Genomic DNA, 21266 nt, shown 5'->3' with positions numbered 1-21266 from the left:
ATCTGGCAGCAGGAGCGCTGCGGAACCCCTGTCGGAACAGCCCGCCCAAAGCAAAAGGCCGGCGCGAGGCCGGCCTCTCGTGACGATGTGACTTGGAAGATCAGTACTTCGCGACGACCGGGCCGCCGAAGGTGTAGTTGAGGCGAACGGTGCCCATGTCGACATCCTGCTTGATGCGGTCGGTCCGGTCGTTGATGCCAAGCACCGTGAAATTGACGTTGCGGCCGCCCATGAACAAGTGGTCGTATTCGATCGCAACGGACCAGTTCGGTGCGAAACCGAATTCGATGCCGGTGCCGACTGCGCCGCCCCAGCGCGTCTCGCTCGCGCTATCGAAGACCACGCCGCCGAGAAGGCCGTCGTACTTGGCGTGCGTGACCGCGGCGCCGCCCTTCACGTACCAGAGCACGTTATTCCAGGCGTAGCCGACCTGGCCGGTGAACAGGCCGAGGGCATCGATTCTGGTCTGATTGACCACGGGTGCGAAAGCGGCGAGCGGGCTCGCGTTCGATCCCTTCAGGTTGGCCCAGTCGCCTTGGGCTTCAAGGCCGAACACCCAGTTAGCCGACTGCCAGCGATAGCCAACCTGACCACCGACGAGTCCGCCGGTTGCGTTGTGACAGCCTTCGGACACGACCGGGATTGCCACACCGAGCACGGCATTGAGATCCCAGCAATTGCGGCTCGATGCACCGCCGCCGTTGATGCCGAGGTAGAAACCGCTCCAGTTGTACACCGCGATCGGCGCCACCGGAGCCTTGGCGTAGGGGCGGGCCGCCAAATCGGCCGCCGAGGCCGGTGCCAACGCGCTAAGTGCGAACAAACTGGCCGAAGCCAGCAAAAGCTTCTTCATATCCATTCCCCACTTCCGTTTCTCATTCCGGTCTTCCGGAGAGCGGAAGAGCAGCGGACCTCATGACTCAAGTAACGTCATTGCTTTACACCATTGAAGCCAAAAGTTGTGTCACCCGGCCGCCACATCCGTCCGAAAACGCGAACGAACGGGGCGGCCGCAACAAATACAAAAAGGCCGGCGCGAGGCCGGCCTTTCGTAACGCGGGTGCGTCCAGAGACGAAGCTTAGTACTTCGCGACGACCGGGCCACCGAAGTGATAGTTCACGCCGACCTGCACGGTGTGAAGGTTGAGCGTGCCGGTGTTCACCGGAGCGCCGATACCCGAGAAGTAGGTCTCGCCGCCCAGGCTGCGATAGAGATACTCGCCCTTGACCGACCACTGCGGCGCGAAGAATGCCTCGACGCCAGCGCCGACCGTCCAACCGGAATGCCACTTGCTGTCCGACACGCTTGCGAAGGGCGAGCTGACGGTGATCTTGTTGTCGATCCAGGCGTAGCCGCCCGTAGCGTAGAACAGCACGTTGTTGACGGCCCAACCGATACGGCCGCGCACAGTGCCGAGCGCATCAATGCGCGAGCTCGTGGTCACGGGAACGATAGCGCCGCCAAAGAGAACAGGGGTGGTCACCGAAGCATTGACATCAGCCCACGAGCCGTCGGCTTCCACGCCGAACACGACGTTGCCGGTCTGCCAGTTATAGCCGCCGGTGCCGCCGACGAAGCCACCCTTCATCCGCGGGTCGCCGGAACCGTTCTCCCAAGCGCCGCCGCCGACGATACCGAGGTAGAAGCCGGTCCAGTTGTAGACCGAGGCCACAGCCACCGGAGCCTTGGTGTAGGGGCGGGCTGCCAGATCAGCAGCCGAAGCGGGGGCCGCAAGAGCGAATACACAGGCCGAAGCCAACAAAACCTTTTTCATTTTCAACTTAATCCCAGTCCCAGTTTCTGTTGTTGCCTTCCGTCGCGGAAGGGCATCGGACTCAACGGCCCAACTGACGCCGTCTTTACACCACCAAAGCCGCAAGTTGTGTCTCCGAAAAGCCACAACAGTCGAAAAGGTGATGGTTGCTGACTTATTTACGTTCAGGCATCGTGCCGCAAAAAAGAAGGGCCGGCGCAGCGGGCCGGCCCTTGCATTCACTCACAAAATCAGAGGGATATCAGTACCTCGCGATCAGCGGGCCGCCGAAGCGATAATTCAACCGGACCAGGCCGATATCGACATCCTGGCTGATGCGATCGCTCCCGAACACGGCGCCCGCAGGCGTCGTGAAACCGATTGTGCGGTCGCCGAGAAAGATGTGGTTGTACTCGACGCCGAGCGTCCAGTTCGGAGCAAATCCGAATTCCAGGCCGGCGCCAACGGTGCCGCCCCAGCGGGTCTCGCGAGCCGACGCCAGCAGCGTGCCGGCGCCCGGCGTGCCGGCCGCGGCATAAACGTCGTACTTGTCCCCGACCACGGCGCCGCCGCCCTTCACATAGAACAAGACGTTGTTCCAGGCGTAACCGACCTGGCCGGTGATCAGGCCGAAAGCATCGATGCGCGAGCGGTTGCGGTCACCGGTGACCAAAGCGCTTCCAGGGAAGACGGTGCTGACGTTGTCGCCCGAGAAGTCAGCCCAGTTACCCTGGCCTTCGACGCCGAACACCCAACTGGCCGACTGCCAGCGATAGCCGATCTGGCCACCGACCGTGCCACCGGTCGCGTTGTGGCATCCTTCACCGACGAAGGTACCGGGAACGCCGGTGACGACGCCGGTGGTGTCGAGGAAGTCCCAGCACTTGTGGCTCGTGCCGCCGCCGCCGTTGATGCCGATGTAGAAGCCGCTCCAGTCGTAAATCGCAGCGACCGCCGGAGCGGGAGCCTTGGTGTAGGGCCGCGCGGCAAGATCTGCCGCGCTTGCCGGAGCCGACAGCCCCAATGCCAGTACACTGATTGCGCCAAATAGAACCTTATTCATTGCAGTCTCCCCAGTTACGTCCGCTTCACGAAAGTCCCCGAAGCGGCTGATCAGGCGCGACGCCCATATGAACTAATTCCGAGGCAAAGGTAGCCTAAGGAAAGGGCAGAGTCCGTCTCCGGAATGCCACACTCGCGGCTCAACTGAGGTGGAACAACTTGATGAATGTTAAGCGGTTTTCGTCGTTCACGGGAACCCAAAAAAGTTCCATCGGAGCGCTGCTCTTTTCGTTGGCGGCCGGCCGAATGTTTGCTCTACCGCTATAAAGAACAAATCTGGAACAAATCTGAGCGCGATGCTATATGTGGGGATAACCCTGGGGGTGGCAGGCTGAGCGGTGCCCGCAAGCGTATAGGGTCGCCTCGACGGGCGCAGAGAAACGCGGGCAGCGGGATTGGCCCCTTTTGAAATTCAGTGGCATTCGGAGTGGAGAGCGGCGATGGCGGGAAGCGTCAACAAGGTCATTCTAGTTGGAAATCTCGGCAAGGATCCCGAAATCCGCCGCACCCAGGACGGGCGGCCGATCGCGAATTTGAGCATCGCGACGTCGGAGACCTGGCGCGACAAGAACACCGGCGAGCGCAAGGAGAAGACCGAGTGGCATCGCGTCGTGATCTTCTCTGAGCCGCTTTGCAAGGTCGTCGAACAGTATCTGAAGAAGGGCGCGAAGGTTTACATCGAGGGCGCGCTGCAGACCCGCAAATGGACCGACCAGAGCGGCGTCGAGAAGTACTCGACGGAGGTCGTGCTCCAGGGCTTCAACTCGACGCTGACGATGCTGGATGGCCGCGGTGGCGGCGGCGGAGGCGGCAGCTTCGCCGACGAGCCGGGCGGCGATTTCGGCTCCTCCGGACCCGTGAGCAGCGCGCCGCGCCGTCCGGTTGCCGCTGGCGGCGGCCGCAACAGCGACATGGACGACGACATCCCGTTCTGAGCGGGCGGACCGCTCGGCGGCGGTGCGGCGGCGATTTCGATCGCGCTTCCCGCATCGGGTCAGCAAACCTTACTAATTGGCTGGGCGGGCTCGGATTTTCCGGGCCCGCTTCATGTTTGGGGTGAGGTCCGTTGCGCAGCGGAAAGCTGGCTGACGGGGCGCCGCTTCCCTAGTGTTCAGGCCGGCGTTGCGGGTGGTTCTGGAGGGTCGATTCCGTGGCCGACCAGGGCGCGGCTCTGAGGCCGTAAGTTATTGGAAAAATAAGCGGAAAAAGCGCTTTCCGAGGGGCTGCCAGGGTGGTTATCCGACCCCGGATGCGCTATATGATTCCCAGACAAAACCTCACCGGATTCCCCCTTGGCTGACGACGACAACAAGCCCGGCGACCAGCCGGCGCACCCCTCGGACATTCGCCCCGTTTCCATCTACGAGGAGATGAAGAAGTCCTACCTCGATTACGCCATGAGCGTGATCGTGGCGCGTGCGCTGCCCGATGCGCGCGACGGGTTGAAGCCGGTGCACCGCCGCATCCTGTTCGCGATGAACAATCGCGGCGACACCCCGGACAAGAAGCACAAGAAGTCCGCCGGTGCCGTCGGCGAGGTCATGGGTAAGTACCACCCCCATGGCGACCAGGCGATCTACGACGCCTTGGTGCGCATGGCGCAGGACTTCTCGATGCGCGCGCCCTTGATCGACGGCCAGGGCAATTTCGGCTCGGTCGACGGCGATCCGCCGGCGGCCATGCGCTACACCGAGTCCCGCCTGACCAAGATCGCGCTGAAGCTGCTCGAGGACATCGACGACGACACGGTCGACTTCCAGGACAATTACGACGGCTCCGAAAAGGAGCCGGTGGTTCTGCCGGCGCGGTTCCCGAACCTGCTGGTCAACGGCGCCGGCGGCATCGCGGTCGGCATGGCCACCAACATCCCGCCGCACAATCTCGGCGAGGTGATCGATGCCTGCGTCGCGCTGATCGACAATCCGGCTCTGACGATCGACGAGCTCAATGCCATCATCCCGGGCCCGGATTTCCCGACCGGCGGCATCATCCTCGGCCGCCAGGGCATCCGCAGCGCCTATCATCTCGGCCGCGGCTCCATCGTGATGCGCGGCAAGGTCACCTTCGAGACGATCCGGAAAGAGCGCGAGGCGATCGTCATCACCGAGATCCCGTATCAGGTGAACAAGGCGACGATGGTCGAGCGCATCGCCGAGCTCTACAAGGAAAAGAAGATCGAGGGCATCTCCGACCTGCGCGACGAGTCCGACCGCGACGGCTACCGCGTCGTCGTCGAGCTCAAGCGCGATGCGGTTCCCGATGTGGTGCTGAACCAGCTCTACAAGTTCACGCCGCTGCAGACGAGCTTCGGCGTCAACGCCGTCGCGCTCGATAGCGGCCGTCCGCAGACCATGAACCTGAAGGACATGCTGACGATCTTCGTCGGCTTCCGCGAGCAGGTGGTCACGCGCCGGACCAAATACAAGCTGCGCAAGGCGCGCGAGCGCGCGCACGAGCAGGTCGGCCTGGCCATCGCCGTCGCCAACATCGACGAGATCATCAAGGTGATCCGGCACTCGCCGACGCCGGCTGCGGCGCGCGAGACCCTGATGACGCGCGACTGGGCCGCGCGCGACGTCGAGGACATCATCACGCTGATCGACGATCCCCGTCACCGCATCAACGAAGACGGGACGATCCGCCTCTCGCTGGAGCAGGCGAGGGCGATCCTCGAGCTGCGCCTGGCGCGCCTCACGGCGCTCGGCCGCGACGAGATCGGCGAGGAGCTGTCCAAGCTCGCCGGCGAGATCAGCGATTATCTCGACATCCTGCGCTCGCGCGCGCGCATCCTCGACATCATCAAGACCGAGCTTGCCGAGGTGAAGGCGGAGTTCGCAACGCCGCGCCGCACCGTGATCATGGAGCAGGAGGGCGAGGTCGAGGACGAGGACCTGATCCAGCGCGAGGACATGGTCGTCACCGTCTCGCATGCCGGCTACGTCAAGCGCGTGCCGCTGTCGGCCTATCGCGCCCAGCGCCGCGGCGGCAAGGGCCGCTCCGGCATGCAGACCCGCGACGAGGACTTCGTCAGCCGGCTCTTTGTCGCGTCGACGCATACTCCGGTGCTGTTCTTCTCCTCGCGCGGCCAGGTCTACAAGGAAAAGGTCTGGCGGCTGCCGATGGCCGCGCCGAACGCGCGCGGCAAGGCCATGATCAACATCCTGCCGCTGGAGCAGGGCGAGCGCATCACCACCATCATGCCGCTGCCCGAGGATGAATCGACCTGGGGCCAGCTCGACGTGATGTTCGCGACCACGGGCGGCAACGTCCGGCGCAACAAGCTGTCCGACTTCGTCGACGTGCGCCGCTCCGGCATCATCGCGATGAAGCTCGACGACAACGAAGCGATCGTCGACGTGCAGATCTGCACCGAGCGCGACGACGTGCTGCTGACCGCTGCCGGCGGCCAGTGCATCCGCTTCCCCGTCACCGACGTGCGCGTGTTCACTGGGCGCACCTCGATGGGCGTGCGCGGCATCGCGCTCGGCGAAGGCGACAAGGTGATTTCGCTGGCGATCCTGCGCCACGTCGACACCACCTCGGACGAGCGCTCGGCCTATTTGAAGATGCGCCGCGCGGTCGCGGGCGAAGCCGCCGCGGACGAGGCGCCGGCCGATGCCGAGGTCGAGGAGACCTCGGGCAGCTTCCAGCTCCCGCAGGAACGCTATGTCGAGATGTCGGCGCAGGAGCAGGTCGTGCTGACCGTCTCCGTCAACGGCTACGGCAAGCGGACCTCGTCCTACGAGTACCGCACCACCGGCCGCGGCGGCAAAGGCATCGTCGCCATGAGCGTCAACAACCGCAACGGCAATCTCGTCGCCTCGTTCCCGGTGGAGGAGGCGGATCAAATCATGCTGGTCACCGACAAGGGCCAGCTGATCCGCTGCCCGGTCGAAGGCATCCGCATCGCCGGCCGCTCCACGCAAGGCGTGATCGTGTTCGACACCGCCGAGGACGAGCACGTCGTCTCGGTCGAGCACATCACGGAAGAGGCCGAGAGCGGCAACGGCGAGAACGGCAATGGGGCGTGACGCCCCGTCTATGCGGCGTTTGCAAGCTCTCTCGTCAAATCGGCAAGCGCCTCGTGCTTGCCGATTTGTGCCATCCAGCACCATAGCTCCAGCGTGCAATACACGCGGTAGAGATCGAGCGTCTCCTGCCAGTCAGGGCGCTCGATCTTGCCATAGCCCGCGAGCAATCCTTCTCGCTTCGGCGCGTCCTTCGCTGTGAAATAATAGATCGCCTTCGCGATATCCATCAGCGGATCACCGGACGTCGCATTCTCGAAATCGACGATGCCGGACAGGTGCGGATCGCCCTGCGACGTCACCAGGATATTTCCGGCGTGGAAGTCGTAGTGGCACAGGCGAGGCATGATTGCTGCGTCCAATAGATGCTGGCGCGCCACAACGCTGTTCCGGAGCCGCGCGGCAAGCGCGGGATCACCGCCCCGCGCGCAAAACTCCTTCAGCTTCCTTTCGAGCTGCGCGGACATGTAAGCCTGGTTGCTCGGATATGCAGTCCAGACACCGTGGGGGCCGATATAGCCAAAACTGTCGAGGGTAATGCTATTGATCCCACGGAGCGCCGCCCCCATCGCGGCATAGATCGCAAACAGTTCGGTCTCCGACAGCGTTGCCTCGCGTCGGCCAAGCACGACGCCGTCCAACTTGGTCATGAGCGCATAGTTCAGCTCGATCACCGACCGCGTGTCATCGGCGAGCAGGATTGTTGGGATGGCCGCGCCAAGATCCCGCAAGAGCCTCAGCACATAGACTTCCTTGGCCATCTTCCACTGCAGCGATTCCGGATAGACCTTGAGGATGCAGGCTGGCGCATCCGCCAGCGCGATCTCCAGGACGGTCCCGATTTCGCCGCCATGCAGTTCAGTGATGCTGAGGACCGACGCCTGCGGAGTGATGCGGTTGACGATCGCCTGGGCCTGATCGCGCGAGATCGCCAGTCGGGATTTCAACATGAGAGATGTCTCGTCGCTTGTTCTAGTCTTAAATCTCCAGCTCCGTCCCGAACTCCACCACCTGCTTGGTCGGCACGCCGAAGAACGCGGCCGAGCGTTCGGCGTTGCGCTGCAGGAAGGCGAACACGCCTTCGCGCCAGACCCACATGCCCGGGACGTCCTCGCGCGGGATGATGGTTTCGCGGCCGACGTAATAGGTGATCTCGGAGAGGTCGATGCCGGGCAGCTTGCCCTGCTGGCAAACGAGCTTCAGTCCATCGTAGATCGTCGGGTTCTGCATGAAGCCGTAATGCAGGATTGCGCGGGTGATGCCGGGAATGATCTCGATCACCTCGGCGCGTTCGTCGTCGGGAATGTGCGGGGATTCCTCGATCAGCACGGTGACCAGCAGCACGCGCTCGTGCAGCACGCGGTTGTGCTTGACGAACTGGGTGAGCGCGAGCGGCACGCCGCGCGGCGCCGAGGCCAGGAACACGGCGGTCCCGGGCAGCCTCGCATGGCACCTGTTGACCGCGGTCTCGATCAGATCCTCCTCGGGCTGGCGCAGCTGGCCGCGCGCGGCTTCGACCAGCCTCACGCCGGCGCGCCAGGTCAGCATCAGGAAGGCGACGAGGCCGGCGAGCAGCAATGGAAACCAGCCGCCCTCGAACAGCTTGATCGAATTGGCCGAGAAGAAGATCAGGTCGATGACGAAGAAGGCCCCGTTCACGCCGGCCACCAGCCAGGGCGAATAGCCCCACTGGATCGCCACCAGCGCGGCGAGCAGCGTCGTGATGGCCATCAGCAGCGACACGGCGATGCCATAGGCGCCCGCGAGCGCGTCCGAGGTGCCGAAGCTCAGCACCGCTCCGAGGGTTGCCGCAGCGAGCAGCCAGTTCACCAGCGGCACGTAGATCTGGCCGATCGCGTCGCTGGTGGTGTGGCGGATCTGCATGCGCGGCAGGAAGCCGAGCTGGATCGACTGCTGGGTCAGCGAGAACACGCCGGAGATGATCGCCTGCGAGGCGATCACGGTCGCGACCGCCGAGAAGGCGACCAGCGGATAGTGCAGCGCATCCGGGCAGAGCTGGAAGAACGGGTTCTCGATCATCGAGGGATCGGTGATCAAGAGCGCGGCCTGGCCGAAATAGTTCAGCACCAGCGCGGGCAGGCAGATCGCGAACCAGGCGAGCCGGATCGGCAAGCGGCCGAAATGGCCCATGTCGGCATACATGGCCTCGCCCCCGGTCACCGCGAGAAAGGCGGCGCCGAGGATGGCGAAGGAGACGTGAAAATCCTGGTGGATCAGGAAATTGAACGCATAAAACGGGCTGAGCGCGGCCAGCACCGCCGGCGCCTTGACGATGCCGTGGATGCCGAGTGCGGCGAGCACGACGAACCAGGCCAGCATCACCGGGCCGAAGATGCGGCCGATGAAGCCGGTGCCCTGCTTCTGCATCATGAACAGCCCGATCAGGATGGCGACGGTGACGGGCACGACCACCGGTGCGAGCGAGGGGGCATCGACCTTGAGGCCCTCGATGGCGCTGAGCACGGAGATCGCCGGTGTGATCGCGCCGTCGCCATAGAGCAGGGCCGCGCCGACGAGACCGACGACGAGGAGATGCGCACGCCAGGTGCCGGCTTGCGCGTTACGCGCGTGGAGCAGAGCCAGGAGGGCGACGATGCCGCCTTCGCCGCGGTTGTCCGCGCGCAGGATCAGCAGCGCATATTTCAGCGAGATGATCAGGAGCAGCGCCCACAGGATCAGCGAGGCAACCCCCAGGACAGCGTCGTGAGTGAGTGTACCGCCATGGGCGGCCGCCTTGGCGGCTTCCTTCAGGGCGTAGAGGGGACTGGTGCCGATATCGCCGTAGACCACGCCGAGGGCGCCCATGGTCATGGCAACCGGCAGTGCATCAGGGTGGTGGCCGGAGGCAACTGCAGGTGTGCTGGACAACGGCAAATCCCCCAATGGAATCGCGCCCGGCGGGCCATTCCGACGGGCGCGAGCATAACGCAGTCTGCGACGAGACGTCGCAAATAGCCATGGGATTTATCTTGGGGTTTATCTTGAGGGACCTTCCTGACGCGAAACTGACAACTCCGACTACGGCGTGCGGTCGGCGGTCACGAGGCGCGCCTCCCGGACATTGGCCTTGCTGCCGGCGCGGCGCAGGCAGGACGCCTCGAAATTCGGCCAGGCCTGCTGCGAGCAGTCACGGCCGACGGTGCGGATATCGAGCCGGTCGCTCTTGGCCAGCGGCTGCGGCACGCTGGCTTCGACCGTCGGGGCAAAGCCGGGCAGGAGGGTGAGGGCCGCGGCAACACACGCAGACAGAGCGATCGCTGAAAGAGCCTTGATCATTGACAGTCCCCTGTGATGCGGCCGCCTGCGCCCAGCATGCGACCCGTCGTTCGTTGGCCGGATTAGTAACCATGGCCAGTTTCCGGACGTCTTCGCGGGCGCCGGAAATGGTTTCGTTCGCGGTCCGTTTTGTTTCGTGGCTACCCGCAGGACGAAACAAACCGGCCGTTGCCGACGTCTGGGGAGACATCTACATGTGACTGGACCGGAAACAGACAAGGAACCTGCCCGGCTTGCCGGCCCGGGCGGGGCGCGGTAGGACGGGGCCATGCCGCGCATTGCCTTCTACCCAGGTTCCTTCGACCCCATCACCAACGGCCATCTGGACGTGGTCCGGCACAGCGTTTCCTTGTGCGACAGGCTTGTGGTCGCAATCGGGGTGCACCCCGGCAAGAAGCCGCTGTTCTCGACCGAGGAGCGGTTGAAGATGCTCGAGGACGTCTGCGGCCCGATCGCGGCCCAGGCCGGCTGCGTGCTCGAGGCGACGACGTTTGACGATCTGTCGGTCACCGCGGCGCGCAAGCACGGCGCAACCATCATGATCCGAGGCCTGCGCGATGGCAGCGACCTCGACTACGAAATGCAGCTCGCCGGCATGAACGAGGCCATGGCGCCCGAGGTGCATACGGTCTTCCTGCCGGCCTCTCCCATGGTCCGCCCGATCACCGCCACTTTGGTGCGCCAGATCGCCGGCATGGGCGGGGACGTCTCGGCCTTCGTCCCGCCGCAGGTCGCGGCACAGCTCAAGGCCAAATTCGCCGGATAACGGCGCGCTTCCTCCTCTTTCTGATCCGGAGTTGTCATGATCCGAATTCTCGCAGTTCTTGCCGCGCTTCTGTTCGCGGTGCCGGCGGCGGCACAGCAATTGCCGGCAAATCTCGACAAGGCCAACGCCATCGTCATCGACAGCACCAAGGGCCGCATCGTCATCAAGCTCAGGACCGACATCGCGCCCCAGCATGCCGAGCGCATCAAGCAGCTCGCGCGCGAAGGCTTCTACAACAACGTGCCGTTCCACCGCGTCATGGATGGCTTCATGGCGCAGACGGGCGATGGCCAGAACGGCAACGGCACCGGCGGCTCGAAATATGCGAACCTGAAGCAGGAATTCTCCAAGGTGCATTTTGCCCGCGGCATCGTGGGCATGGCCCGGCGCGGCGACAGCGTCGACAGCGCCAACTCGCAGTTCTTCATCATGTTCGCCGACGGCGGCAGCCTCGACGGCCAGTACACCGTGATCGGCGAGGTCGTGCAGGGCATGGACGTCGTCGACAAGCTGAAGAAGGCGCCCCCCGGCTCGCCCGGCGGCTCCGTCACCGATCCCGACAAGATGGTGAAGGTGCAGGTCGCCTCCGACGTCAAATAGGCGCGGCCATGGCGCGCCGCGGTGGCAGGCTCCTGCTGATTGCCGCGATGCTGCTGCTCGGCACCTCCCGTGCCGCCGCGGAGGCCGCCCGGGTCGACACGATCCAGGACATCTTCCGGCACCTGCGCACCTGCTGGAGACCGCCGTCGCCGGCCAGGGCGCGCCCCCTCGACATCACCGTCGTCGTGAGCTTTAACCGGGCCGGAAACATTCTGGGCCATCCGAGGATTACCTATGAATCCGCGGAGGCCTCCGACAATGACCGGCTGCAATACCGGATCGCGGTGATGGAGGCGTTGCAACGCTGCACGCCGGTGCCATTTACCGATGCAATGGCCGGCGCCGCCGCGGGGCGACCATTCGCGATCCAGTTCCGCAGCCGCAAAACGTCACCCGACAAGACTTCACCCCCAACGCAAGAGAGACGAGCATGAGCGTCACCGAAAACACCCTGATCCTCGAGACCACGCAGGGCCCCGTCACCATCGAGATGCGGCCCGACCTCGCGCCGGGCCACGTCGCACGTATCAAGGAGCTGGTCCGCGAGGGTTTTTACGACGGCATCGTGTTCCACCGCGTGATCGAGGGCTTCATGGCGCAGACCGGCTGTCCGCACGGCACCGGCACCGGCGGCTCGGGCAAGAAGCTGAAGGCCGAGTTCAACAAGGAGCCGCATGTGCGCGGCACCGCCTCGATGGCCCGCGCCGCCAATCCCGATTCCGGCGACAGCCAGTTCTTCATCTGCTTCGACGACGCCCGCTTCCTCGACAACCAGTACACGGTGTGGGGCAAGGTCACCGAGGGCATGGAGAACGTCGACAAGATCAAGCGCGGCGAGCCGGTGCAGAACCCCGACAAGATCGTCAAGGCGCGGATGGCCGCGGACAAGGAGTAAGCGCGGTCCCTGTCATCGCCCGCGCAGGCGGGCGATCCAGTACTCACGATCGTTGTCGTAACTACCACTGGCGGTTACTGGATGCCCCGCCTTCGCGGGGCATGACACCGACCAAGCTCGCTCATGCGCACCGACCTCTTCGATTTCGACCTGCCCGCCGAGCGCATCGCCTTGCGCCCGGCGAGCCCGCGCGATTCCGCGAAGATGCTCATCGTCGAGAACGGCGCGCTGCGCGATCAGACCATCGCCGACCTGCCGCAATGGCTGAGGCCCGGCGACCAGCTCGTCGTCAACGACACCAAGGTGATTGCGGCGCAATTGAAGGGCCGCCGCATTGGCCGCGAGACCGAGCCGAAGATCGAGGCGACGCTGATCAAGCGGCTCGACGGCTCGCGCTGGCAGGCGCTGGTGAAGCCGGCGAAGAAGCTCGTCCCCGGCGATCGCATCCGCTTCGGCAACGAGGGCAAGGTCTGCCTGCTCGGCCATCTCGACGCAGAGGTGGAGGCCAAGGGCACCGAGGGCGAGGTGACGCTGTCGTTCTCGTTCCACGGCCCGGCGCTGGACCAGGCCATCGCCGATCTCGGCAGCCCGCCGCTGCCGCCCTACATCGCCTCCAAGCGCACGCCCGACGATCAGGATCTTGCGGATTACCAGACCATGTTCGCGGCCAATGAAGGCGCGGTTGCAGCGCCTACCGCGGGGCTGCATTTCACGCCGGCGCTGGAGCAGGCGCTGCGCGACCGCGGCGTCGGCCTCAACCGCGTGACGCTGCATGTCGGGGCAGGGACGTTCCTGCCGGTGAAGGTCGACGACACCGAAGCCCACAAGATGCATGCCGAGTGGGGCATGATCTCGGCCGAGACGGCGGAACGCCTCAACGCGGCGCGGAAGAGCGGCGGCCGCATCGTGGCGGTCGGCACCACGTCATTGCGGCTGCTGGAAAGCGCCGCGAGCGAGGACGGCACGATCCAGCCATTCGCCGCCGAGACGTCGATCTTCATCACGCCCGGCTATCGCTTCCGCGCGGTCGATGTCCTGATGACGAATTTCCATCTGCCGAAGTCGACGCTGTTCATGCTGGTATCGGCCTTCTCCGGACTCGAGACGATGAAGCAGGCCTATGCGCATGCGATCGCGCGCGGATACCGGTTCTATTCGTATGGGGATGCGTGTTTGCTGTTTCGGGCTCGGGAGTGACCCGGCGGCATCCGTGTGCTATGCTGTTCACGCCGTTTGCAAGGATCGAGTGGCCGATGAACATCCGTTCCGCGAAAGTCGATGAGCTTGCCCTGCGCCTCGCCCGTCTGACGGGGGAAGACATCGAGACGGCGCTGGAGCGCGCTATTGAGGAGCGCTTGTCTCGCCTCGGCACGCCGACGACGGATAGAAGGGCTGCTCTGACCTCGTTCTTCGAGCGGACCGCTGGCTTGCCGGTTCTGGATTCCCGATCTGCTGACGAAATTCTGGGCTACGATCGTTTCGGGCTACCGTCCTGATGGTAGTGGATACGTCTGCGATCATCGCGACCGTAACCAATGAGCCGGATGGGCAACTCTACCGGACAGCGATGCTGGATGCCGACATCCTGTCGATGTCGGCAGTCGCGGTCCTGGAAGCCAAGATAGTTCTCTCTGCTCGCTTCGGAGCAGCGGCTGTGGCGTTTTTCGACGAGTTACTGGAGACCGCGGGAATTGGCGGCGTTGAGCTGACGGCACGGTAAGCCGCCGCGACTTTGCCCGCGGTAGCTCGAAGAGCGAAGGCGGAAGCATGCCCCCGTCCTTTAAATGCCGGAGCGAAATGGTGGGCACGGCGCTTGCGCGCCTTTGCCCACCCTGCACATCTCGCTGCTACGCCATCACCCGCTGCGGCAGGAGCTCCGCGATCTGCACTGCGTTCAGCGCGGCGCCCTTGAGCAGCTGATCCGCCGCCACGAACATCGAGATCGAATGGCCGCTAGCGTCGCTGAGATCCTTGCGGATGCGACCCACCAGCACGTCGTCCTGGCCCGAAGCGTCGATCGGCATCGGGAAGTAGTTCTTGGCGCGGTCGTCGACTACCTTGACGCCGGGGGCCTGCGCCATGATGGCACGGACCTGGTCCTCGGTGATCGGCTTCTCGCATTCGAAGGTGATGGCTTCGCAATGGGCGCGCAGCACCGGCACGCGCACGCAGGTGACGCCGACGGCGATGCTCTCGTCCTCGAAGATCTTGCGGGTCTCCTTGATGACCTTGGTCTCTTCGTCGTTGTAGCCGGTCTCGGGGTCGATGGCGGTGTTGTGGTTGAACAGGTTGAAGGCGTAGGGGTGCGGCATCACCTTGGGCGTATAGACCTGCCCGTTGAGATTGGCGCGGGTGGATTCGACGAGCTCCTCCATCGCCGCGGCGCCGGCGCCGCTAGCCGCCTGATAGGTCGAGATGATCACGCGCTTGATGCGGTTCTTCTGGTGGATCGGCCAGAGCGGCACCAGGGCGGTGATCGCGGCGCAGTTCGGGTTGGCAATGATGCCCTTGTGGTCACGGATGCGGCTGGCGTTGATCTCGGGGATCACCAGCGGCACGTTGGGGTCCATGCGGAAGGCGGAGGAGTTGTCGACCACGACGGCACCGGCCTTGACCGCGATCGGCGCATACTTCCTGGAGATGCTGCCGCCGGCGGAGAACAGCGCGATGTCGACGCCGTCGAAAGAACGCTCGGTCAACTCCTCGATGACCACACTGTGCCCGCGGAACGACACCGTCTTGCCGGCCGAGCGTGCGCTCGCCAGTGCCTTGAGCTTGCCGACGCGGAAACCACGCTTGTCCATGGTGGCGATGAATTCGGCGCCCACCGCACCGGTGACGCCGACAATCGCGACGACGGGATCGTTACTCACTTTGTCCTCCATTGCGTTTTAGACAACAAAAAAGCCCCGGGCCATCGAGGGCGGGGCTTGCCGTAGAGCTGATGCGTTTAAGTCGACGACCTACGCGCGCACGCCTCCCCGGGCCCCTTCGGCCGTGGTGGTTTTGGTCGTGCGTTTGGTGGTCGTGAACATGGCGGCGACTTATGCGGGAGAGTCTTGCCCCCGTCAATGGCTTTTCGGCCCGGTCGATGCCTGGGGCGGCGTGCCGCTATTCGGCACCCGCTATTTAGCACCCGCTATTTCGCCTTGGCTCCCGGCGGCTCCAGGGTGACCTCCTTGAGATCGTCGCCGCTGACGACGACGATCGAGAAGTTCAGCCGGCCGCGTTCGCGGACCAGCCCGCCGCTGATCGCCTTGCCCGCAGCGGCGCGCTCGGCGACGCGCACGGCATCGGAGAGGCGGTGCCTGATCGCACCTAGCGCTGCGAGGTTGCTGCGGTCCTCGCGGTCGAGCTCGGTAAGGGGGAGGGCGGCTTCCCCGCCGACGAATTCGCCCGTCGCGGCATTGATGGTGTGGCGCCAGATCCGGTCGTTGTGCAGGGTCTTTACCCGGTAGACCGGCACGCCCGAGCCGCCGTCGAAGCTCACATCGGCGGTGGTGGCGCCGGCATGGCGGGCTTCGGCAATCGCCATGGCCTGGCTGATCGTAATCGACGAGCCGCGGAATCGCTCTATTTCGCGGCTGACTGCCTGGCGGTCCGCTTCGGCATCACCATCTGTGTCGCTGTGAAGCGCGGTCGGCGTGCTCGCGGTCACGACGGCCTGTACCGGCGCGGCGAAGAGCAGCGCGGGCATTGCGACCGCAAGCAGGTACGAGGTCCATCGTTTGGCAGTGGTCATGCTCGAAACCCTCGGCCAGCGAGTGTGCCGGATGATCGTAAAGAATTCGCGGCCGGCCTTGGGCATCGGCCGGCCGCCGAGCGCCGCGGCAGGCTGTACTGTACCCGCAATGGCGATCGAAGCGGTCCGGACCTCTTTGGGGCTGGTGAAAAAGCGGCCCGTACCGACTTATAATTAAACCATACCGTATCGTTTTGTTTCGGTCAATGACGCCACGCCATCCGCCTCGGGGAAAGTCCGCAAGCTCACGGAATTGTCAGCGGGCGGAGCGGCGCCGCGGCGTGAGTTTCGGGCCGCCCTGGACGCGGTCGGCAGGTCCCAGCGCGCCCGCCAGGAACAGCTTGATCGCCGCGCGCATGCGCTTCTCGGCGGACTTCATCTCGAGCGCCGTTCCGAACGTCGCCATGCGGTGGGTGTGGCCGACGACGACGTCGAGGAACACCTCGGCTGCGATGGTGGTGTCCTCGACATCGAGCGCGCCTTGCGCCACCAGATGGTCGAAGAAGCGCGCCGTGGTGGCGACGGCCTTGAGCCAGCCTTCCTCCTTGCCGAGCTTGGCGACGTCGGGAAAGTTGATGGCCTGCGCCGTCATCATGCGGCTGAAGGCGACGGCATCGGGGCCGCAGGTGAAGGTCAGCATCTCGCGCCCGATCTCGACCAGCCGCTGCTCGACCGGAATGTTCGAGGCGCTGGAGAGCTGCGTCTCCGCCGCCGCCGACAGCGGCGCAAGCCAGCGCTCGATCTCGCGCCTGAGCACGGCGGCGAACAGGCCGCGCTTGTCGCCATAGCGGGAATAGACGGTGGGCTTGCTGACCCGCGCCGCTTCCGCGACCGCATCGAGCGAGGTCGCATCGAAGCCGCGGTCCAGGAACAGGCGGGTGGCGACCTCGATCAGCCGCTGATCGCGCTCGATCGCGGCGGTCTTGGTCGGCCGGCCGCCGCGCGATTTCGGCACCTCGCGCCGTGGCGCTGCCGGTCTTGCCTTGGTCGCAGTCAATCCCATGCCCAATGATTCCTGCGCGTTTCTGACGGTCGTCTTTGCTCTATAACGCGCAGCAACCGGGGCGTCATCGCGAATCTGGCCGAAATGGCCGTATCGTCAACGGTCTCGATAGGACCTCGTTCCTTCGTGCCCGCCTACGGCAGCGTCGAGGTCCAGGCCTGGCCGGATGCAGCCTTCTCGTATCCGTACTGATACAGCGCCCGCATATAGGCGGTATCGAACCCTTCCGACGGCGGGGCGGGATAGTCGCGCGCGATATAGGAGAGATGGAAGCCGAGGCGGTTGCGCTTGGCGAAATCGTAGGTCGAGAAGATGATCGAGCGGGTCTGCGATTGGGTGATCGCCGACAGGCTGCGTGAGGCGACGTCGATGGTGCCGTTGGACACCAGCTCGAAATTGCGTTCGATCTTCTTGTTGACGAGGATGTAGATGTCCATCTTCGCATTGCCCGGCAAACGGCCGCTCTGGAACAGCAGAGCTTCCGGCAGGGTCAGCACCGGCGCCGTCACGCCGCCGTCGACATGCATCTCCTGAAACTTGCGGCCCTGGCCTTCGGCATCGATCATGATGGGCGGAAACACCAGGGGAATGCTGGCGGAGGCCGCCATCACGTCGCGAAACAGCTTGAGCGCCTCGGGCGTTCCGACCGCGGCGATCTTGCCCATGTCCCAGATCGCGGTGCGCTGCGTGTCGAGGTCGGTCGTCACCACGAGCAGCTTGCGGCCTTTGGCGTGCTCGCGCGCGACCTGCGCCATGATCTCGGGCCCCACGTAGCGCGCGACGAGCTCGCGCAGCCGGGTGTTGCCGAACAGGCCGGATCCGAACAGCACGCGCACGATGCTGGGGTCGTTCAGGAGGCTCTCCGCGATGCCGCTGGTGTAGACCTCCTTCAGCGTGTCGTCATATTGCGGTCCGAGAAACGCAAACGGCGCGATCAGGCCGCCGGTGCTGACGCCCGAGACGACCGAGAAGGTGGGGCGGGTTCTCGCTGCGGTCCAGCCGTTGAGCACACCGACGCCATAGGCGCCGTCAGCGCCGCCGCCGGAGAGGGCGAGATAGGTTCTCGTCGCGGTGCTGTAGTCCTTCTCGAAGCTGAACCTGGTGACCGGCTCGTCGGCGTAGCGCCTGAGCCCGTCGATATCCAGCACGCGCGAGACGCTGGCCTCAGCGGCCGTGTAGGGCGTGCGGGGCAGGGAGGTGCAGGCGCCGAGTGACAGGCTGCAGATCAGGACCACCAATCCGATCAGGCCGAGGCCAATCTGCCTGATCCGGTCGCGCGAGGAGACGGATGCGTCGGTCGAACACGAAGGGTACGGCATTGTCGGTGGCTGGCGATCACGCATCTACCGCCGCCGGCAAGTTACGCCGCGGCATCTCGTCCAGCCCCCATGGACAAAACTACACTGTATCGTTTTGTTTGACAAGTATGCGGAACACATTCCGTGCGTTGGACGGTGTCCCAGTCTGAAGCACCAACCGGGCTTTAGCGCCGCTTGGCGGGTTGATCGGCTTCCTCCGACACGCAATAAGCACCGCCATGAATCCCGACAATGACCTTCCCAATCACTTTGAGTTGCTCGCCACCGACGGGGCCGCACGCACCGGGCGGCTGACCACTCCGCATGGCGTGGTGCGCACCCCGGCCTTCATGCCGGTCGGCACCGCCGGTGCCATGAAGGGCATGCACTGGCGCGAGGTGCGCGATGCCGGCGCCGACATCGTGCTCGGCAACACCTATCATCTGATGCTGCGTCCGAGCGCCGAGCGGATCGCGGCGCTCGGGGGCCTGCAGAAGTTCACCGGTTGGAACGGACCGATGCTGACGGATTCCGGCGGCTTCCAGGTAATGTCGCTGGCGGATTTGCGCAAGGTCAGCGAGCACGCCGTCACCTTCCGCTCGCATATCGATGGCGCCAAGGTCGAGCTGTCGCCGGAGCGCTCCATCGAGGTGCAGCGTTTGCTCGGCTCCGACATCGCCATGCAGATGGATGAATGCGTGCGGCTGCCCGCCGAGCGCTCCGATATCGAGCGCGCGATGCAATTGTCGCTGCGCTGGGCCGAGAGAAGCAAGCGCGCCTTCGAGACCGCCCCGGACGGCTACATGCTGTTCGGCATCGTGCAGGGCGGCGACGTGCCCGAGCTTCGTCATGCCAGCGCGAGAGGCCTGGTCGGGATTGGCTTCCATGGCTATGCGATCGGCGGGCTTGCCGTCGGCGAGCCGCAGGCGGTGATGCTGGCGATGATCGACGAGACCGCGCCGCTGCTGCCGAAGGAGCGGCCGCGCTATCTGATGGGCGTCGGCACGCCCGACGACATCCTCGAAGCGGTGAAGCGCGGCATCGACATGTTCGATTGCGTGATGCCGACGCGCAATGGCCGGCACGGCGTCGCGTTCACGCGCTACGGCCAGGTGAATTTGCGCAATGCGCGCCATGCCGACGATCCGCGCCCACTCGATGAAGAGAGCTCATGGCTGTCGACGCGCAACTGCGCGCGCGCCTATCTCCATCATCTCGTCAAGGCGGGCGAGACGCTGGGGGCGATGCTGCTGTCCGAGATCAATGTCGCATACTACCAGTTCCTGATGCAGGGCATCAGGGACGCGATCGCACACGGAAATTTCGAGGAGTTCTATCAGCGCACGCGCACGGACTGGGCGAGGGGCGATATCGCCCCGCGCTAGATCAACGGTCCAAACTCAGTTGCACACGATCCGCCGCTTCACGGCATGCTTGGTCACGAAGCCGTAGCCGCAATTGTCGCAAGTCCAGAGATAGCTGATCATGTGGTCCGAGACGTAGGCAGATGCTTCAGCGGCGACCATGGAGTCGGCGCAGACGGGACAGGTCGGCAACTCACTGCAACGCGGATCACGCCTTAGCGTTACGGTCGACATCACTTCAGCAACTGCTGACATCGTGCTGACCTCCCTGTTTTAAGACCTAAGTCTAACATAAGCAGAATCAGTTGACGAGGTCGCAACACAAATGCGTTGGTTTTCTGCTAATTAGAGCTCACGTGATTTTGCGATGCAGCGTATTTAACATGTGCTGCATTGCCGCTTGCGTGTCGCCGCAAGCTGTCCGTAACTGCGCAAGGCCGCGACAGACGTGCAGATCGTCGCCTCAGGGAGTTCATCATGGACGCATCGTCCAACACGGGTGCAGCGCACCAACCCGGCCGTGGCCGGATCTACGACTCGATCGTCGATGCCTTCGGCAACACGCCGATCGTGCGCTTGCGCCGGCTGCCCGGCATGCACGGCGTGAACGCGACTATTTTGGCAAAACTTGAATATTTCAATCCTGCCGCGAGCGTGAAGGACCGCATCGGTGCGGCCATGATCATCGCGATGGAGAAGGCGGGCATCGTCAAGCCCGACACCGTGCTGATCGAGCCGACCTCCGGCAATACCGGCATTGCGCTCGCCTTCGTGGCGGCCTCGCGCGGCTACCGGCTCAAGCTGGTGATGCCGGAATCGATGTCGATCGAGCGACGCAAGATGCTGGCCTTCCTCGGCGCCGAGCTGGTGCTGACGCCGGCGGCGCAAGGCATGAAGGGCGCGATCGCGGCGGCCGAGGAGCTCTTGAGGACGACGCCGAACTCGGTGATGCCGCAGCAGTTCAAGAACCTCGCCAATCCCGAGGTGCACCGCCGTACCACCGCGGAGGAGATCTGGAACGACACCGGCGGCAGCATCGACTTCTTCGTGGCCGGCGTCGGCACCGGCGGCACGATCACCGGCGTCGGCCAGGTGCTCAAGCCGCGCAAGCCCGGCTTGCGTGTTGTCGCGGTCGAGCCGGAGGAGAGCCCGATTCTGTCGGGAGGACAGCATACCCCGCACAAGATCCAGGGCATCGGCGCCGGCTTCGTCCCCGACATCCTCGACCGCTCCGTCATCGACGAGATCGTGAAGATCAACTCGACCACGGCCATCGAGACCTCGCGCGCGCTGGCGCGGCATGAGGGCATTCCGGGCGGCATCTCCTCGGGCGCCGCGATCGCCGCCGCGCTCGAGATCGGCAAGCGGCCGGAAGCTGCAGGAAAAACCATCCTCGCCATCGTGCCGTCCTTCTCCGAGCGGTATCTTTCAACGGCTCTGTTTGAGGGGATCTGAGA

22 protein-coding genes are annotated in these 21266 nt (G+C 64.5%); 11 read left to right on the top strand and 11 right to left on the bottom strand.

Annotated features, from left to right (window positions below):
- Window positions 1–100 precede the first annotated feature (100 nt).
- The 3 genes from AB7M16_RS02315 to AB7M16_RS02305 all read right to left on the bottom strand — a co-directional run bounded on the left by AB7M16_RS02315 (window position 101) and on the right by AB7M16_RS02305 (window position 2817).
- Window positions 101–853 carry an outer membrane protein gene (locus tag AB7M16_RS02315; RefSeq protein WP_172783704.1) on the bottom strand — a complete coding sequence of 251 codons (753 nt, stop codon included), beginning with the start codon at window positions 851–853 and terminating at the stop codon, window positions 101–103.
- 226 nt (window positions 854–1079) lie between these two features.
- Window positions 1080–1775: an outer membrane protein gene (locus AB7M16_RS02310; RefSeq protein ID WP_172783705.1), complete on the bottom strand. Its 696-nt coding sequence runs from the start codon at window positions 1773–1775 to the stop codon at window positions 1080–1082.
- A gap of 241 nt (window positions 1776–2016) precedes the next feature.
- Complete coding sequence (locus AB7M16_RS02305; RefSeq protein ID WP_260379242.1) at window positions 2017–2817, bottom strand: outer membrane protein; 801 nt, start codon at window positions 2815–2817, stop codon at window positions 2017–2019.
- Window positions 2818–3256: 439 nt separating this feature from the next.
- Here AB7M16_RS02305 and AB7M16_RS02300 point away from each other — a divergent pair, with 439 nt between their 5' ends.
- Together AB7M16_RS02300 and gyrA are read left to right on the top strand one after the other, a co-directional pair.
- Complete coding sequence (locus AB7M16_RS02300) at window positions 3257–3751, top strand: single-stranded DNA-binding protein (protein WP_172783707.1); 495 nt, start codon at window positions 3257–3259, stop codon at window positions 3749–3751.
- Between the two features lie 357 nt (window positions 3752–4108).
- A complete protein-coding gene (gyrA, locus tag AB7M16_RS02295; protein WP_453943027.1) occupies window positions 4109–6847 on the top strand; it encodes a DNA gyrase subunit A in 2739 nt (912 codons plus the stop codon).
- Window positions 6848–6855: 8 nt separating this feature from the next.
- On the opposite strand, the gene AB7M16_RS02290 is transcribed toward gyrA, so the two are convergent.
- The 3 genes from AB7M16_RS02290 to AB7M16_RS02280 all read right to left on the bottom strand — a co-directional run bounded on the left by AB7M16_RS02290 (window position 6856) and on the right by AB7M16_RS02280 (window position 10141).
- Window positions 6856–7794, bottom strand: a complete 939-nt coding sequence (locus AB7M16_RS02290) for a phosphotransferase family protein (protein ID WP_453943026.1) — start codon at window positions 7792–7794, stop codon at window positions 6856–6858.
- Between the two features lie 28 nt (window positions 7795–7822).
- Window positions 7823–9676, bottom strand: coding sequence for a potassium transporter Kup (locus AB7M16_RS02285; RefSeq protein ID WP_453947116.1), 1854 nt, complete (start codon window positions 9674–9676; stop codon window positions 7823–7825).
- A gap of 207 nt (window positions 9677–9883) precedes the next feature.
- Window positions 9884–10141 carry a hypothetical protein gene (locus tag AB7M16_RS02280; protein WP_172783710.1) on the bottom strand — a complete coding sequence of 86 codons (258 nt, stop codon included), beginning with the start codon at window positions 10139–10141 and terminating at the stop codon, window positions 9884–9886.
- A gap of 268 nt (window positions 10142–10409) precedes the next feature.
- Between AB7M16_RS02280 and coaD the strand changes: the two genes are divergently transcribed.
- The 7 genes from coaD to AB7M16_RS02245 all read left to right on the top strand — a co-directional run bounded on the left by coaD (window position 10410) and on the right by AB7M16_RS02245 (window position 14122).
- Window positions 10410–10907: a pantetheine-phosphate adenylyltransferase gene (gene coaD, locus AB7M16_RS02275; RefSeq protein WP_172783711.1), complete on the top strand. Its 498-nt coding sequence runs from the start codon at window positions 10410–10412 to the stop codon at window positions 10905–10907.
- Window positions 10908–10943: 36 nt separating this feature from the next.
- A complete protein-coding gene (locus AB7M16_RS02270) occupies window positions 10944–11507 on the top strand; it encodes a peptidylprolyl isomerase (protein WP_439367370.1) in 564 nt (187 codons plus the stop codon).
- Window positions 11508–11515: 8 nt separating this feature from the next.
- Window positions 11516–11941 carry a hypothetical protein gene (locus AB7M16_RS02265; RefSeq protein ID WP_439367372.1) on the top strand — a complete coding sequence of 142 codons (426 nt, stop codon included), beginning with the start codon at window positions 11516–11518 and terminating at the stop codon, window positions 11939–11941.
- Window positions 11938–12402, top strand: coding sequence for a peptidylprolyl isomerase (locus tag AB7M16_RS02260; RefSeq protein ID WP_018642141.1), 465 nt, complete (start codon window positions 11938–11940; stop codon window positions 12400–12402). The genes AB7M16_RS02265 and AB7M16_RS02260 overlap by 4 nt, the downstream gene beginning before the upstream one ends.
- A gap of 123 nt (window positions 12403–12525) precedes the next feature.
- Entirely contained in the window at window positions 12526–13599 is a 1074-nt protein-coding gene (queA, locus tag AB7M16_RS02255) for a tRNA preQ1(34) S-adenosylmethionine ribosyltransferase-isomerase QueA (protein ID WP_453943025.1), read from the top strand.
- A gap of 56 nt (window positions 13600–13655) precedes the next feature.
- Window positions 13656–13898, top strand: coding sequence for a type II toxin-antitoxin system VapB family antitoxin (locus tag AB7M16_RS02250; RefSeq protein ID WP_453943024.1), 243 nt, complete (start codon window positions 13656–13658; stop codon window positions 13896–13898).
- The gene (locus AB7M16_RS02245) at window positions 13898–14122 is read left to right on the top strand and encodes a type II toxin-antitoxin system VapC family toxin (RefSeq protein WP_453943023.1); all 225 of its coding nucleotides are present in this window, start codon (window positions 13898–13900) and stop codon (window positions 14120–14122) included. Before AB7M16_RS02250 ends, AB7M16_RS02245 begins: the two co-directional genes overlap by 1 nt.
- Before the next feature lie 127 nt (window positions 14123–14249).
- Here the strand turns inward: AB7M16_RS02245 and AB7M16_RS02240 are convergent, their stop codons facing one another.
- The 4 genes from AB7M16_RS02240 to AB7M16_RS02225 all read right to left on the bottom strand — a co-directional run bounded on the left by AB7M16_RS02240 (window position 14250) and on the right by AB7M16_RS02225 (window position 18466).
- Window positions 14250–15287, bottom strand: a complete 1038-nt coding sequence (locus AB7M16_RS02240; RefSeq protein ID WP_439367375.1) for an aspartate-semialdehyde dehydrogenase — start codon at window positions 15285–15287, stop codon at window positions 14250–14252.
- A 254-nt stretch (window positions 15288–15541) separates the two neighbouring features.
- On the bottom strand, window positions 15542–16144 hold the full coding sequence (locus AB7M16_RS02235) for a PepSY domain-containing protein (RefSeq protein ID WP_172783824.1): 603 nt from the start codon (window positions 16142–16144) through the stop codon (window positions 15542–15544).
- A 256-nt stretch (window positions 16145–16400) separates the two neighbouring features.
- Window positions 16401–17147, bottom strand: coding sequence for a TetR/AcrR family transcriptional regulator (locus AB7M16_RS02230; RefSeq protein WP_172783717.1), 747 nt, complete (start codon window positions 17145–17147; stop codon window positions 16401–16403).
- A 134-nt stretch (window positions 17148–17281) separates the two neighbouring features.
- Window positions 17282–18466 carry a patatin-like phospholipase family protein gene (locus tag AB7M16_RS02225; protein ID WP_453943022.1) on the bottom strand — a complete coding sequence of 395 codons (1185 nt, stop codon included), beginning with the start codon at window positions 18464–18466 and terminating at the stop codon, window positions 17282–17284.
- A 218-nt stretch (window positions 18467–18684) separates the two neighbouring features.
- Between AB7M16_RS02225 and tgt the strand changes: the two genes are divergently transcribed.
- Entirely contained in the window at window positions 18685–19830 is a 1146-nt protein-coding gene (tgt, locus tag AB7M16_RS02220; RefSeq protein ID WP_453943021.1) for a tRNA guanosine(34) transglycosylase Tgt, read from the top strand.
- Window positions 19831–19845: 15 nt separating this feature from the next.
- Here tgt and AB7M16_RS02215 read toward each other — a convergent pair whose 3' ends face one another.
- Entirely contained in the window at window positions 19846–20064 is a 219-nt protein-coding gene (locus AB7M16_RS02215; protein ID WP_172783720.1) for a hypothetical protein, read from the bottom strand.
- Between the two features lie 222 nt (window positions 20065–20286).
- Here AB7M16_RS02215 and cysK point away from each other — a divergent pair, with 222 nt between their 5' ends.
- Entirely contained in the window at window positions 20287–21264 is a 978-nt protein-coding gene (cysK, locus tag AB7M16_RS02210) for a cysteine synthase A (protein ID WP_453943020.1), read from the top strand.
- Window positions 21265–21266: the final 2 nt, after the last annotated feature.

The sequence above is a fragment of the Bradyrhizobium sp. USDA 372 genome, assembly GCF_053629095.1.
The sequence above is the reverse complement of the archived record's forward strand: the minus strand, read 5'-3'. Positions and strand labels throughout refer to the sequence as shown.

Coding starts and splice junctions, on each gene's coding strand:
- AB7M16_RS02315 (WP_172783704.1), bottom strand. CDS start 853: ATGAAGAAGCTTTTGCTGGCTTCGGCCAGTTTGTTCGCACTTAGCGCG.
- AB7M16_RS02310 (WP_172783705.1), bottom strand. CDS start 1,775: ATGAAAAAGGTTTTGTTGGCTTCGGCCTGTGTATTCGCTCTTGCGGCC.
- AB7M16_RS02305 (WP_260379242.1), bottom strand. CDS start 2,817: ATGAATAAGGTTCTATTTGGCGCAATCAGTGTACTGGCATTGGGGCTG.
- AB7M16_RS02300 (WP_172783707.1), top strand. CDS start 3,257: ATGGCGGGAAGCGTCAACAAGGTCATTCTAGTTGGAAATCTCGGCAAG.
- AB7M16_RS02290 (WP_453943026.1), bottom strand. CDS start 7,794: ATGTTGAAATCCCGACTGGCGATCTCGCGCGATCAGGCCCAGGCGATC.
- AB7M16_RS02285 (WP_453947116.1), bottom strand. CDS start 9,676: ATGACCATGGGCGCCCTCGGCGTGGTCTACGGCGATATCGGCACCAGT.
- AB7M16_RS02280 (WP_172783710.1), bottom strand. CDS start 10,141: ATGATCAAGGCTCTTTCAGCGATCGCTCTGTCTGCGTGTGTTGCCGCG.
- coaD (WP_172783711.1), top strand. CDS start 10,410: ATGCCGCGCATTGCCTTCTACCCAGGTTCCTTCGACCCCATCACCAAC.
- AB7M16_RS02270 (WP_439367370.1), top strand. CDS start 10,944: ATGATCCGAATTCTCGCAGTTCTTGCCGCGCTTCTGTTCGCGGTGCCG.
- AB7M16_RS02265 (WP_439367372.1), top strand. CDS start 11,516: ATGGCGCGCCGCGGTGGCAGGCTCCTGCTGATTGCCGCGATGCTGCTG.
- AB7M16_RS02260 (WP_018642141.1), top strand. CDS start 11,938: ATGAGCGTCACCGAAAACACCCTGATCCTCGAGACCACGCAGGGCCCC.
- queA (WP_453943025.1), top strand. CDS start 12,526: ATGCGCACCGACCTCTTCGATTTCGACCTGCCCGCCGAGCGCATCGCC.
- AB7M16_RS02250 (WP_453943024.1), top strand. CDS start 13,656: ATGAACATCCGTTCCGCGAAAGTCGATGAGCTTGCCCTGCGCCTCGCC.
- AB7M16_RS02245 (WP_453943023.1), top strand. CDS start 13,898: ATGGTAGTGGATACGTCTGCGATCATCGCGACCGTAACCAATGAGCCG.
- AB7M16_RS02240 (WP_439367375.1), bottom strand. CDS start 15,287: ATGGAGGACAAAGTGAGTAACGATCCCGTCGTCGCGATTGTCGGCGTC.
- AB7M16_RS02235 (WP_172783824.1), bottom strand. CDS start 16,144: ATGACCACTGCCAAACGATGGACCTCGTACCTGCTTGCGGTCGCAATG.
- AB7M16_RS02230 (WP_172783717.1), bottom strand. CDS start 17,147: ATGGGATTGACTGCGACCAAGGCAAGACCGGCAGCGCCACGGCGCGAG.
- AB7M16_RS02225 (WP_453943022.1), bottom strand. CDS start 18,466: ATGCCGTACCCTTCGTGTTCGACCGACGCATCCGTCTCCTCGCGCGAC.
- tgt (WP_453943021.1), top strand. CDS start 18,685: ATGAATCCCGACAATGACCTTCCCAATCACTTTGAGTTGCTCGCCACC.
- AB7M16_RS02215 (WP_172783720.1), bottom strand. CDS start 20,064: ATGTCAGCAGTTGCTGAAGTGATGTCGACCGTAACGCTAAGGCGTGAT.
- cysK (WP_453943020.1), top strand. CDS start 20,287: ATGGACGCATCGTCCAACACGGGTGCAGCGCACCAACCCGGCCGTGGC.